The 12,687-nt window shown below is 73.0% G+C and carries 11 protein-coding genes; 2 read left to right on the top strand and 9 right to left on the bottom strand.

The genetic code is table 11. From position 1 onward, the window contains the following. The 9 genes from iolD to ACFXMF_RS42915 all read right to left on the bottom strand — a co-directional run. Positions 1-1,875: 3D-(3,5/4)-trihydroxycyclohexane-1,2-dione acylhydrolase (decyclizing) (gene iolD / locus ACFXMF_RS42875; protein WP_380021151.1), on the bottom strand; the 1,875-nt coding region annotated here is incomplete at its 3' end. Further along, positions 1,872-2,771 carry a 5-deoxy-glucuronate isomerase gene (iolB, locus tag ACFXMF_RS42880; protein ID WP_360320915.1) on the bottom strand — a complete coding sequence of 300 codons (900 nt, stop codon included), beginning with the start codon at positions 2,769-2,771 and terminating at the stop codon, positions 1,872-1,874. The genes iolD and iolB, both read right to left, overlap by 4 nt. Next, complete coding sequence (locus ACFXMF_RS42885) at positions 2,768-3,682, bottom strand: aldolase (RefSeq protein ID WP_360320912.1); 915 nt, start codon at positions 3,680-3,682, stop codon at positions 2,768-2,770. The genes iolB and ACFXMF_RS42885 overlap by 4 nt, the downstream gene beginning before the upstream one ends. Continuing rightward, on the bottom strand, positions 3,679-4,698 hold the full coding sequence (gene iolC / locus ACFXMF_RS42890; protein ID WP_379991617.1) for a 5-dehydro-2-deoxygluconokinase: 1,020 nt from the start codon (positions 4,696-4,698) through the stop codon (positions 3,679-3,681). The genes ACFXMF_RS42885 and iolC overlap by 4 nt, the downstream gene beginning before the upstream one ends. Then, a complete protein-coding gene (locus ACFXMF_RS42895; protein ID WP_360320906.1) occupies positions 4,695-5,573 on the bottom strand; it encodes an ATP-binding cassette domain-containing protein in 879 nt (292 codons plus the stop codon). Before ACFXMF_RS42895 ends, iolC begins: the two co-directional genes overlap by 4 nt. Next, positions 5,570-6,679, bottom strand: coding sequence for an ABC transporter permease (locus ACFXMF_RS42900; protein ID WP_360320903.1), 1,110 nt, complete (start codon positions 6,677-6,679; stop codon positions 5,570-5,572). Before ACFXMF_RS42900 ends, ACFXMF_RS42895 begins: the two co-directional genes overlap by 4 nt. After that, positions 6,676-7,671, bottom strand: coding sequence for a sugar ABC transporter substrate-binding protein (locus ACFXMF_RS42905; protein ID WP_360320900.1), 996 nt, complete (start codon positions 7,669-7,671; stop codon positions 6,676-6,678). The genes ACFXMF_RS42900 and ACFXMF_RS42905 overlap by 4 nt, the downstream gene beginning before the upstream one ends. Positions 7,672-7,859: 188 nt before the next feature. Next, positions 7,860-8,780 (bottom strand): TIM barrel protein, encoded by a 921-nt coding sequence (locus ACFXMF_RS42910; RefSeq protein WP_379991616.1) that lies wholly within the window; start codon positions 8,778-8,780, stop codon positions 7,860-7,862. After that, positions 8,777-9,814 (bottom strand): Gfo/Idh/MocA family oxidoreductase, encoded by a 1,038-nt coding sequence (locus ACFXMF_RS42915; protein WP_379991615.1) that lies wholly within the window; start codon positions 9,812-9,814, stop codon positions 8,777-8,779. Before ACFXMF_RS42915 ends, ACFXMF_RS42910 begins: the two co-directional genes overlap by 4 nt. Before the next feature lie 526 nt (positions 9,815-10,340). Here ACFXMF_RS42915 and ACFXMF_RS42920 point away from each other — a divergent pair. Together ACFXMF_RS42920 and ACFXMF_RS42925 are read left to right on the top strand one after the other, a co-directional pair. Further along, a complete protein-coding gene (locus tag ACFXMF_RS42920; protein WP_360320891.1) occupies positions 10,341-11,357 on the top strand; it encodes a LacI family DNA-binding transcriptional regulator in 1,017 nt (338 codons plus the stop codon). Between the two features lie 622 nt (positions 11,358-11,979). Continuing rightward, on the top strand, positions 11,980-12,657 hold the full coding sequence (locus tag ACFXMF_RS42925) for a transglycosylase family protein (protein WP_379991614.1): 678 nt from the start codon (positions 11,980-11,982) through the stop codon (positions 12,655-12,657). Positions 12,658-12,687 lie beyond the last annotated feature (30 nt).

The following is a 12,687-nucleotide window of genomic DNA, read 5'->3' on the forward strand; positions in this document are numbered from 1 at the left end:
GGCCAGGTCCATGCGCTCGCGGGCCGCGGTCACCTGCGGCCGCGCCGAGACCTCGGGCACCCCCACCTCCCACCAAGCGCCGGCGTCGGTCCACCGGTCGGGGCGGGTACGCACGACCACCACGGCCGGCCGCCGGGCCGAGCGCGCCGCCGTGTACGCCTGGGCCAACTCCTCGACGGTGTCCGCGGTGAACACCTCGGCGCCCAACGCCGCGGCGTGCGCGGCGAAGTCGACCCGGTGGTCGGCGGCGGCGCCCGGCCCCCGGCAGTCGGTGATCATGTTGTTGAACGGCGCCGCGCCCTGGCCTTCCTGGAGTCGGGCGATCACCGCGTAGCCGCCGTTGTCGCAGACCACCGCGACGAACCGGTGTCCGGACAGGACCGCCGAGTACAACTCGGAGTTGAGCATCAGGTAGGAGCCGTCGCCGAGCAGGGTGGTGACCACGCCAGTCGGCCGCGCCATCGCGGCACCCCACGCGCCGGCGATCTCGTAGCCCATGCAGGAGAAGCCGTACTCGACGTCCATCGTCGCCGCGCCGACCGGCCCGTCGGCCCGCCAGCCGCCGACCAGTTCGCCGGGCAGCCCGCCGGCCGCGGTCAGCACGTAGTCGTCCGGCCCGGAGATGGTGTTGACCACGCCCACGACCTGCGCGTACGTCGGCGGCCCGGCGGGCTCGCCCGGCGCGCGCAGCCGATCGACCAGGCCGTCCCAGGCCCGCCGCTCGTGCTCGGCCCGGGCGGTCCAGGCCGGGTCCGCCCGCCATTGGCCCAGCAGCGGCCCGAGTTCGCGCAGCGCCTCGCGGGCGTCCGCGGTCACCGGTGCGGCGCCGCGCTTGACCGCGTCGAACCGGGCCGCGTTGATCGACACCAGGCGCGCGTCGGCGGCGAACACGGTGCCCGACGCGGTGGTGAAGTCCTGCAGGCGGGTGCCCACGGCCAGGATCAGGTCGGCGTCGGCGGCGAGCGCGTTGGCCGAGGCGGAGCCGGTCACCCCGAGCGGTCCGGCGTGCAGCGGGTGGTCGTGCGGGAGCAGGGTGCGCCCGGCGACCGTCTCGGCGAACGGGACACCGTGCGCCCGAGCCAGCCGCAACACCTCGTCCGCCGCGCCCGAGTAGCGCACCCCGCCGCCGACCACCAGCAGCGGACGCCGAGCGGCCCGCAACAGCGCTGCCGCCTCCGCGAGTTCGCCCAGGTCGGCGCGCGGTCGCGGCGGCCGGTGCAGGCGCGGCGCGAACAGGCCCGGCGGGAAGTCGAATGCCTCGGCCTGGACATCCTGCGGCAGCGCGAGCGTGACCGGCCCGCAGTCGGCCGGATCGGTCAGCACCCGGGCCACCTGCGGGAGGGTGGCGATCAGTTGTTCCGGGCGGGTGATCCGGTCCCAGTAGCGACTGACCGCGCGGAAGGCGTCGTTGACGGTGGTGCTCGGGTCGTGGAAGTGCTCGACCTGTTGCAACACCGGGTCGGGGGCGCGGCCGGCGAAGGTGTCGCCGACCAGCAGCAGCAGCGGCAGCCGGTTGGCGTGCGCGACACCCGCGGCGGTGACCATGTTCAGCGCGCCGGGACCGATCGAGGAGGTGGCCGTGAGCACTTGGCGACGTTGGGTGGCCCGGGCGTAGCCGACCGCGGCCAGGGCCATGCCCTGTTCGTTCTGGCCGCGCCAGACCGGCATCGCCGCGCCGGCCTCGTGCAGCGCGTCGCCCAGGCCGAGCACGTTGCCGTGGCCGAAGATGGCGAACACGCCGGGGAACAGCCGGACCCGGCGGCCGTCCGGGAGTTCGCTCTCCTGCGCCACCAGCCAGCGGACCAGGGCCTGCGCGGTGGTCAGCCGCACGGTCGCACCGGGCGTCGCGTCGGCGGAGGTGGTCCGCGTGCTCATCGCTCTCCTCCTTCCGGCGCCGGCGACGTCATCGGGCACCTGGGGTCGGGCGTCTGTTCGGCCCAGCTCTCCCGGACCCAGTGGTGGGCGGGGTCGTCGCAGGCGAGCATCGCCCGCTCGTCGCCGGGGCCGGCCATCACGTTGAGGTAGTAGAGGTGGTGTCCGGGGGTGGCGACGCAGGGGCCGTGGTAGCCGCGCGGGACGAGGAAGACGTCGCCGTCGCGCACCGTCACCGTCTCGTCGATCGTGCCGTCGGTGGTGTAGGTGCGGTGCAAACCGAAGCCGATCCGGTCGGGGGTGCGGCCGTCCCGGCCGGCCACCCGGAAGAAGTAGATCTCCTCGTTGACGCTCTCGTGGGCGCTCGCCGTGTCGTGCTTGTGCGGCGGGTGGGAGGACCAGTTGCCGTCGGGGGTGAGGATCTCGCAGACGATCAGCTTGTCCGCCTCGAACACATCGGGGGTCAGCAGGTTGTTGGCCTGTCGGGTCGCGCGTCCGGCGCCGCGCACCTCGACCGGCACGCCGGCCGCCGGGCCGTACGCCGGGTCCAGTCGCCGGCCGGCCCGGGCCGAGGCGAGCGCGAGTTGGCAGCCGTGCTCGGTGGACAGCCGCAGTTCGGCGTCGCGCGGCACGTAGGCGAAGTCCGACACCGCGGTGAACACGGTGTCGCGTCCGGCCAGTTCGAATCGGCGTCCCTCGGTCTGCACGGTGGCCGAACCGGCCAGCGGGATCACCGCGAACTCGTGTTCCCCGGTGGCAAGTTCCCGCCGGCCGCCCGGAGGCAGGTGCAGCACTCGCAGGCCGCTGTAGGTCCAGCCGGCGAGTTCGGGGGTGATCAGCAGCGGGTCCTCGGCGCCGGTGGCGGTGCCCCAGGGGTGGAACAGGGTCGGGTCGTTCACGCGATCACCTCGATCGGCCGCGGGTTCGCGGCGCGCAACACCCGGGCGGCGGCGGCCACCGCGCCGCGCACGTCGCCGTCCGCCGGGTAGAGCAGCGCGCGGCCCACCACCAGGCCGCGCACGGCCGGTTGGGCCAGGGCGCGCCCCCACGAGGACAGGTCGGCCTGCGGGTCGGCCGAGGGCACGCCGCCCAGCACGACGGTCGGCAGGGTGGTCGCGCCGGCCACCCGGTCCGGCTCCTCGGTGGCGGGCAGCTTGAGCCACGTGTAGGCGGAGGTGGTGCCCAGGGCCGAGGCGACGGTCACCGCGCGTACGTTGGCGGCGGTGCCGCGATCGAGGACGAGCCGGGTGCCTTCGCGCCGGTAGGGCAGTGGTTCGATCATCGCCCGGATGCCGTGCCCGGCCAGTTCGCTGACCGCGCGGGCGCAGCCCTCCAGGGTGGGGACGGTGCCCGGATCCTCGTCGACGATGCGCAGCAACATCTTGCCGCCGTCGAGCCGGTATCGGCGGATCGCGTCCGCGTCGTAGCCGGTGAAGCGGTCGTCTATCTCCCAGGACGCGCCGGCCAGGCCGCCCCGGTTCATCGAACCGATCACCACCTTGTCCTCCAGCGCACCCAGGAGCAGCAGTTCCTCGATCACGTCGGGGGTGCCCAGGACCCCGTCCACGTCCGGGTGTTCGAGGGCGGCGACCAGTCGGCCGAGCAGGTCGCGTCGGTCGGCCATGGCGAGCGGGTCGGCGCCCACCCCGAGCGAGCCGCGCCCGGGGTGGTCGGCGGCGACCAGGAAGAGGGTGCCGTGCGCGGAGAGCAGGCTCGGGCGGCGCCGGCGCTCGGCGTAGGCGGCGCGTACCGCGTGCGGCCGGTTCGCCCGGGTCGCCAGCAGGTCGGTCCAGTCGCGGTCGCTGATCACGTTCGGTTCTCCCGCGTCGGGTGGTTCATGAATTTCTCGATCTCCGCGTCGGTGGGCATCGCGTCGGCGCACGCGAGTCGGGCGGCGACCAGCGCCCCGGCGGCGTTGGCGTATTCGGCGATGCGGATCGGGTCCCAGCCGGCCAGCAGGCCGTGCACGAGGGCCCCGCCGAAGGCGTCGCCGGCGCCGAGCCCGCAGACCGCCTCGACCCGGCGCGGGGCGACCGTGGCACTGCCTTCGGGGGTGGCCACCAGGACTCCTTGGCCGCCCTTCTTGACCAGGACCAGGCGCACGCCCCGGTCGAGCAGTCGGCGGGCCGCCTCGTCCGGGTCCGCCGTGCCGACCGCGACCTCCACTTCGGTCCGATTGCCCACCACGACCGTGGCCTCGTCGAGGAGTTCGCCGATGTGGCGGCGGGCGGTGCCCGGGTCGGGCCAGAACATCGGACGGTAGTCGAGGTCGAGCACGGTGTGCGCGCGGCGGCCGCGCACCGCGAGCATCCGCCGATGGGTGCCGCGCGAGGGCTCGATGCTCGCCCCGGTGCCGGTCACCCACAACACCGGTACCTCGCGCACCAGTTGCCAGGGCACGTCCTGGTCGGTGAGGGTGAGGTCGGGGGCCACCGGGAGCCGATAGAACAGCAGCGGCGGGTCTTCGGGCGGGTCCAGGGCGCAGAAGACCACCGGGGTGAGCAGCCGTTCGTGGCCGGCCACCCAGGTCGGGTCGACGCCGAAGTCGGCCAGCGCGGTGCGCACATAGGTGCCGAACGGGTCGGCACCGACCTTGGTCAGCACGGCGGAGCGGCGGCCCAGCCGGGCGGCGGCGACCGCCACGTTGGTGGCGGTGCCGCCGAGCGACCTGGCGAAGGTCTCGACCCGCTCCAGCGGCACGCCACTCTGTTGCGGGTAGAGGTCGACGCCGACGCGGCCGACGGTGAGCACGTCCGGGATCGGGCCCGGGGCCGGGCCGCGGTCGGGTCGGGCGGCGTCGGCCGGCTCCGGCGCGGAGTCGGTCATGTCTTGGCCTCGGCATCCAACTCGTGGGCGAGTGCCTCCAGTTCGGCGCCGCCGGCCATCTGCCGGGTGAGTTCGGCGAGGGTGATGTCGGATTTGCCGAAGCAGCCCTGGCTGCGGCCCCGGTTGAGCAGCAGGAAGCGGTCGCCCACCGGGTAGGCGTGGTGCGGGTTGTGGGTGATGAACACCACGCCCAGGCCCCGGTCTCGGGCCCGCGCGATGTAGCGCAGTACGACGCCGGCCTGCTTGACGCCGAGCGCGGCGGTGGGCTCGTCCAGGATCAGCACCCTGGCGCCGAAGTGCACGGCCCGGGCGATCGCCACGCATTGGCGCTCGCCGCCGGAGAGCGTGCCCACCGGCTGCTCGACGTCGCGCAGGTCGATGCCCATGTCGGACAGGGCCCGGCGGGTGGTGGCGCGGGCGGTGGCGATGTCCAGCCGGGAGAACGGGCCGCGGCCCTTGCGCGGTTCGGAGCCGAGGAAGAAGTTGCGCCACACGCTCATCAGCGGCACCACCGCCAGGTCCTGGTAGACCGTGGCGATGCCCCGGTCGAGCGCGTGTCGGGGCGAGGCGAACCGCACCGGTGCGCCCTCCACGAGGTAGCTGCCGCTGTCGTTGGCGTGCACGCCCGCCAGGATCTTGATGAAGGTCGACTTGCCCGCGCCGTTGTCGCCCAGGACGCACGTCACCTCGCCGGCGTCGACCGTCACCGAGACGTCGTCGAGGGCGATCACGCTGCCGAACCGCTTGCCGACGCCGCGCAGTTCGAGCAGGTGCGCGCCGGTGCCGGGACCGCTCGGCGGGGCCTTGGAAGCACCGGCGGCGCTCTCGCCGCTGCCCGCTTGCCCGGCCGGCGGCCGAGTGGGTGGATTCGTCATCGACGGGACCTCTCCGCGCGGCGCCGGAAGGAGTTGTTGACCAGGACGGCCGCGAGCAACATCACGCCGAGGAAGAGCTGGAACCAGTCGCTGTTCCACTTCGCGTAGACGATGCCCTGGCGCGCCATGCCGAAGATCAGCGCGCCCACGGCGGCGCCGATCGCCGAGCCGTAGCCGCCGGTGAGCAGGCAACCGCCGATCACCGCGGCGATGATGTACTGGAATTCCAGGCCGATGCCCTGATTGGCCTGGACCGAGGTGTAGCGCAGGATGTTGATCGAGCCGACCAGCCAGCCGGCGCCGGCGGTGGTCATGAACAACACGATCTTGGTCCGGTCCACCGGGACGCCGACGTTGCGCGCGCTGATCGGCGCGCCGCCGACCGCGTAGATCCAGTTGCCGAACCGGGTCCGGGCGAGCAGCCAGGTCGCCAACGCGGCCAGCACCAGCCACCACAACACCGAGACCTGGATCTCGGTGCCGGCGATCGCCATCGTCGAGGCGAAGAACCGGCCGGCCGACTCGTATCCGTCGGTCGAGCGCATCCCGCTGACCTGGACGCTGTTCGTCACGTGCCGGGTGACCCCGAGGTTGAGGCCCTGCAACGCCAGGAAGGTGCCCAACGTGATGATGAAGCTGGGCAGTCCGGTGCGCACCACGAGCCAACCGTTGAGCGCGCCGACGGCCAGGGCAAACAGCAGCGACACGGCGAGCGCGGGCCACACCGACCAGCCGGCCCTGGTCGCCAGCATCGCGGTGATGAGCGCGGTCGAGGCGGTCATCACGCCGGCGGACAGGTCGAACTCGCCGCCGATCATCAGCAGCGCCACGGCCACCGCCATGATGCCCAGGGTGGCCGAGTCGTCCAGCCAGGTCGCCGCCCCGGCGGCGGTGAAGAAGCCGTCCGCGACGAACCCGAAGAAGCCCATCACCAGCACCGCGCCGATCAGCGAGCCCAGTTCCGGTCGGATCAGCAGTCGGTGCACGAGCCGGGCGGGAGCGACCCGTTCGTCCGGCCCGGGCCCGCCGGTGCCGGACGGGGCCGGAACCGCGCGGCCGGCCGCCTCCTCGGTGGGCGCCGAGGGCGTCGTGCCACTCGTGCTCATCTGGTCCCCCGCTGCGCGTATTCGGCCACCGCGCCGACGTTGTTCCGGTCGACGAAGCCGGGTCCGGTCAGTACCGGCTTGCCGCCGCCGACCGTGTTGGCGTTGTCCCGGTAGAGCTTGATCATCACGACCGGCAGGTAGCCCTGGAGATATTGCTGTTGGTCCACCGCGAAGACGATTTTGCCGTCCTTGATCCCGGTGACCACGTCCGGGTTGAGGTCGAAGGTGGCGATCTGCGCCTTGGACTTCGCGTCGCCCACCGCGCCCACCGCGACCGCGGCGACCTGCGGGTTGAGCGCGAGCACCGCGTCGATCGAGGAGTCCGACTGGAGCGCGCCGCGAATGCGGGCCTGGATGTCGGTGGGGTTGCCGATGTCCACCTGGAGCGTCTGGGTCGCGCCGCCGAAGCCGGCCTTGGCGCCGTCGCAGCGCTGGTTCAGGCCGATGTTGCCCGCCTCGTGGATGACGCACAACATCTTGGTCCGGCCGGCCTGCTTGAGCTTGGCGCCGGCCGCCTCGCCGGCGATCGACTCGTCCTGGCCGACGTGCGCGAGCGCGCCGAACTCGGTGGATCTGCTCTGCCCGGAGTTGATGGTGATCACCGGAATGCCCTTCGCGGTGGCCGCCTTGATCGAGTTCGCCAGCGCGTCCGGGTTGGCCATCGAGACCACGATGCCGCCCACCCCCTGGGTGACCGCGTTGTCGATCAGCCGGGCCTGTCCGGCCGGGTCGCCGTCGCCCTGGTACCGGACGTCCACGCCCAGCTTCCTCCCCGCGTCCTGCGCGCCGTTCTGGACGACGTTCCAAAAGGCGTCCCCCGCCGATCCGTGGGTGATCACGGACACGGTGTTGTTGCCCTTGGCGGCGGCGGTCGGCGCGCTCTTGGGGGTCTTCTCGGCATCCGGGTCGCTGCCGGACGGGCTGCTGCAGGCGGCGAGGACGAGCGCGGATACGCCTAGCGCGGCGGCGAATCCGAGGGAACGTCGGGGCATCGAATACTCCTCGTCAGGACGGTCGGAACGGTCGGGACGAACGGGTCGGGTCGGGCGGCGGTCCGAATCCGGTGCGCGGGCGCGTCGACGGGTGGGCGGGTACGGCGGCACGGGCGCGCGGCCCGATACCGATGTCGTACCCGGCCGGGCGACCGGCAAGGGGGGCGCCGACCCACCGGGCGCCGGCGTCAGTTGCCGCGCAGGTGCGCCAGACTGCGCGCGGTGTCGCGGCGCGGCAGGTCCGCGTCGGCCGGGTCGTCGGTCAGCCGGGTGTCCTGTTCGAGCACGTACCAGCCGCGGTAGCCGGCCGCGTGCAGCGTCGCCACGATCTCGGCGACCGGGACGTCGCCTCGGCCGAGCGGGCGGTAGATGCCGCGCTGGACGGCCTCGGCGTAGGTCAGCGAGCCGGCCCGCACCAGGGCGGCGAGGGGGGCGTGCACGTCCTTGAGGTGCACGTGGCCGATCCGGTCGGGGTGCCGGCGGACCAGGTCGAGCGGGTCGGTCCCGCCGATCAGCAGGTGACCGGTGTCCAAGCACAACGGCAGGGTGCTGTCGACGAGGAAACGTTCCACCTCCGCCGAGGTCTCCACATGTGTGCCCACGTGCGGGTGCAGGGTGGTGCGCAGGCCGTGTGCCGCGGCGATGCGGGCGATCCGGCCGGCCGTGTCGATCAGGCATCGCCATTGCTCGTCGGACGGTTCGGACCGGGTGTCGTAGCCGTCCTGGCCGGTGGCGGCGGCCAGCACGAGCACCTCGCCCCCGGCCGCGGCGATCAACGCGGCCGTGCGTTCCGCCGCCGCGGTCGACCGGGCGACCAGGTCCCGCTCGTGCAGCACGAGCGCGGCGAACGAGCCGACCAGGGTCAGGCCGTGCGCCGCCAACACGCCCTTGAGCAGCGTGGGATCGTCCGGCAGGTAGCCGGGCGGCCCCGACTCGGTGGCGGTCAGGCCGAGCTCGGCCATCTCACCGAGCACGGTGTCCACCGGCAACATCGGGCCCCAACCGGGCACTTCGCACACGCCCCAGGAGATCGGCGCACCGGCCGGCCGCAGGTGCGGCCCGGCCGGGCGGCCCGAAGCGGATTCGGTCGAGGGCGGCGACGGGTTCATCGGGCCACCTCCGTGACCGACGCCGCCGCGCCCGCCGCGGCGAGTACGGCCGCCGGCTCGATCGGCCGGCCCTCGCGACGCGACCGCTCGCACGCCTGCGCCAGCACCAGACCGGCCAGCGAGTCGCGCACCGGGGACGGATTGGCCATCCGCCCGGCGACCACCTCGACGAACACCCGCATCTCGTTGTCGTAGGCACGGGCGAATCGTTCCGGGAAGCCCGCGTAGGCGTCCGGGCCGGCCTGCGGACCGTCCGCCTCCAGCGAGGTCAACGGCGTCCGGGGATCCAGGCCCACCGCGAGCGACTGGGCCGAGCCCAGCACCTCGATCCGGTGGTCGTAGCCCGCCGGGTCGTGTCGGCCGCCGGTGAGCACCGCGTGTGCCCCGCTCGCGAAACGCAGCAGCACGACCGCGTTGTCCACGTCGTCCGCCTGCGCGAACGCCTCGTCCACCAGCACCGAGCCGCTCGCGAACACCTCGACGACCGGTTCGCCGAGCAACCACGGCACCGCGTCCAGGTCGTGGATGAGCAGGTCGCGGAAGATCCCGCCGGACGCGGGCAGGTAGCCCGAGTCCGGCGGCACGGCGTCCTGGCCGACCGCGCGCACCAGGTACGGCGTACCCATCTCGCCCGCGTCCAGGCGGCGCTTCAACTCCAGCACGGCCGGATCGAAGCGGCGCTGGAAACCGACCAGGACCGGCACGCCGCTCGCCTCCACGTCCGCGATCAGCGCGATCATCGCGGCGATGTCCGACGCGATCGGCTTCTCGCACAGCGTCGGCACACCGGCGGCCACCGTCCGACGCAACATCTGCGGGTGGGTGTCGGTGGGGGTGGCCACCACGACGCCGTCGACCGTGTCGAGCAGGGTCTTCGGGTCGTCGACCGCCTCGACGCCGAGTTCCTTCGCCAGGGCCGGCGCCCGGCCCGGTTGCGGGTCGAACAGGACCAGTTCGTCGACCGTCTCCAGGCTCGTGAGGTTCCGCGCGTGCATCGCGCCGATTCGCCCCACACCTGCGACTCCGATACGCATCAGGTTCTTTTCTCCAGTGGGCCGGCGGACAACGGACTTCGACGGTCGCCTGTTAGACCGCCGGGGGACGAAGCAGCCCCGGATCGCCGCGCTCCATTTTTGGAGCGCTCCAATCCGGGAACGCCACAAGACTGATACTCGCCGTCCGAGCGCGTCAAGGGTCACTCGTCACCTTCGCCGCGTGTTGCCGACACACCCGAGCCGGTGGGTAATACCGCCATTCGACGGACCGTTCGAGGCGTCCGCGCCGGGATCGCTTGGAGCGCTCCATTCGTTGGAGCGCTCCAAGCGTGTAATCTTCGTGCCGCGGCCGTGGGCCGTCCGAGCGCCGGGTTCGTCGGCGTCGCCGGAGCGCCGATCGTGCGGGGGCGGCGCCACGGCATCGGGTGGGTGGGGTCGCGGTGGTGCGGGTCGCGGGCCCATCGGAGGGTCGACCGCGTCGAGTCGGCGCACGTCGATCCCCGGACACCCGACGACGCGGCCGCGGCTGCGCACGGGGAGATCATCGGAGGAAAGGGGAGCATCAGTGTCCGGTCCCACTCTCGAGGACGTCGCCGCCCGCGCCGGGGTGTCCCGCTCGCTCGTGTCGCTGGTGATGCGCGACTCGCCCAAGGTCGGCGAGGTGCGCCGCCAGGCCGTGCTGGCCGCGGCCCGCGAGTTGGGCTACCGCCCCAACCTCAACGCCCGCACCCTGGCCACCGGCAGCAGCAGCACGCTGGGCGTGATGATCTCCGACCTGCACAACCCGTACTTCGCCGAGGTGGTCGACGGCGTCGAGGCCGCCGCGCACGCGTGCGGCATGGACATCATCCTGGGCACCGGCGGACGCCGTCCGGCGCACGAACGCCGCAGCCTGGAACGCCTGCTCCAGTTCCGACCCGCGGGCCTGATCCTGCTCGGCCCGGTCGTGGAGACCGCCGCGATCGAGGAGGCCGCCGCCCGGGTGCCCACCGTGCTGGTGGCCCGCAGCGTGCGAGCCGCCCGGGTGGACACCGTCAACGACGACGGCGCCACCGGATCGGCGCTGGCCGTCGAGCACCTGGCCGCCCTGGGCCACCGCGACATCGTGCACGTGGACGGCGGCGCCGGCTCGCAGGCCGCGGTCCGCCGCCGCGGCTACGAACAGGCGATGACGCGCCTGGCGTTGGGCCGCCACCTGTCCGTCGTGCCGAGCGAGTACACCGACACCGGCGGCGCCCGGGCCGCGCGGGCCCTGCTGGAGCGCGCCACCCTCCCGACGGCCATCGTCGCGGCCAACGACTTCAACGCGGTCGGCATCATCGGCGAACTGTCCGCCGCCGGCGTGCGGGTGCCCCTGGACGTCTCCGTGGTCGGCTACGACAACACCCACCTGGCGGGCCTGCGACACATCGGCCTGACCACGATCAATCAGCCGCGCGAGGAGATGGGCCGGCTGGCCACCGAAACCCTCCTGCAACGCCTGCGCGGCGAACGCACCAAGGCGGCCCGCCACCTCCTGCACCCGAAACTGGTGCCCCGCACCAGCACCGCACCCCCGAGGCGGACGGACCGACCGGATTAATTACTATTATCTGCGCTTCGCCGATACGAGGCCGGCTTATGCCAATCCCTTCGAATCACCGGTCGCGCGCGCAGGGTACCGGCTGTGCGAAACACCGCCCGGAAGGGCTCGGCCGCCACGATGGCCGAATCTTCGCCGCACCCTTCGAGGTTTATCGTGGCGCTCCGCATTGTTTCGACGCGAGGCAAAGTCCTTTCGGCCGAAATCCCGGCTCCGGGGCCGGGCCGGCCGACCCGAAGCCCGGTCACCGGTCGTGCCCGACTCCCCTTTGATCCTTCGAAACCACCCGTATGGTCGCCGACCGAACGGTGCCGGGACAGGGAATTTGCCGGCCTGCGGGAAAGCCCGCCACCGACCGCGACACTCGCGGGAAATGCCGCCGTGGCCTGCGAAAACGCAATCGGTCGTTGATATCGACGACGCGGGTTGTCTACCGTCTGCGCCAAGTGCAGACCGCACCCCCGTTATTCGCCGTGCAGTCACGGCCGAACTCGCGACCCGGTCGCGAGGTGGAGGCAACGAAGCGCTCGTCACCAGCATCCGGGCGATTCGGATGGCCGGAACGGATTCCTCGCGGATCGCCGCCGGCCGTACCCCACAGGGGGAATTCCGAAGGGAATCCATGCTTTCTCACAGCACGTCGCACCGGGACGAATCGCGCCCGGCCGGCGGCCGGCGCCGCCTCCGCGACACGGCGGTCGTCGGTGTCGTGGCGACCTCGATCCTGGGCTTCACGGCAATGACCCAGGCCCGGGCGGCGGACGACGCCACCTGGGACCGGGTCGCACACTGCGAGAGCGGCGGCAACTGGTCCACCGAAACCGGCAACGGCTACCACGGCGGGCTCCAGTTCAACGAGCGCACCTGGAGGGCCAACGGCGGCAAGGGCCGGGCGCAGGACGCGCCCAAGGCGGAGCAGATCCGCGTCGCCGAGAACGTCCTGCGATCACAGGGGGCGGGTGCCTGGCCCGTCTGCGGACGCAAAGCCGGCCTCGCCGGCGCCGGCCCCGCCCGTCGCACCGAACGCAGCGCGGCCGAACGCCCCGGGCGCGCCAAGAAGTCCGCCACATCCACTCGGCCGGCCTCCGGCCCTCAAGAGCAATCGGCTGCCGCTCCCGAAGAGTCGCGCCGGCCCGCGGACGCCGCCGAGGTCGTCGTCCGGCCCGGCGACACCCTCTCCGGCATCGCCGACGAGCAACAATTCCCGGGCGGCTGGCCCGCCCTGTACGCCAGGAACCGGGAGGCGGTGGGCCCCGACCCCGACCTGATCCAGCCGGGTCAACGCCTCTTGCTGCGCTGACGCGTCATACCGCGCGCGGGAGGTCGGGGC

Origin of the sequence: Embleya sp. NPDC059213, from assembly GCF_042754445.1 — a bacterium.
Taxonomy (GTDB): Bacteria; Actinomycetota; Actinomycetes; order Streptomycetales; family Streptomycetaceae; genus Embleya.

Coding starts and splice junctions, on each gene's coding strand:
- iolC (WP_379991617.1), bottom strand. CDS start 4,698: ATGACCGACTCCGCGCCGGAGCCGGCCGACGCCGCCCGACCCGACCGC.
- ACFXMF_RS42895 (WP_360320906.1), bottom strand. CDS start 5,573: ATGACGAATCCACCCACTCGGCCGCCGGCCGGGCAAGCGGGCAGCGGC.
- ACFXMF_RS42900 (WP_360320903.1), bottom strand. CDS start 6,679: ATGAGCACGAGTGGCACGACGCCCTCGGCGCCCACCGAGGAGGCGGCC.
- ACFXMF_RS42905 (WP_360320900.1), bottom strand. CDS start 7,671: ATGCCCCGACGTTCCCTCGGATTCGCCGCCGCGCTAGGCGTATCCGCG.
- ACFXMF_RS42910 (WP_379991616.1), bottom strand. CDS start 8,780: ATGAACCCGTCGCCGCCCTCGACCGAATCCGCTTCGGGCCGCCCGGCC.
- ACFXMF_RS42915 (WP_379991615.1), bottom strand. CDS start 9,814: ATGCGTATCGGAGTCGCAGGTGTGGGGCGAATCGGCGCGATGCACGCG.
- ACFXMF_RS42925 (WP_379991614.1), top strand. CDS start 11,980: ATGCTTTCTCACAGCACGTCGCACCGGGACGAATCGCGCCCGGCCGGC.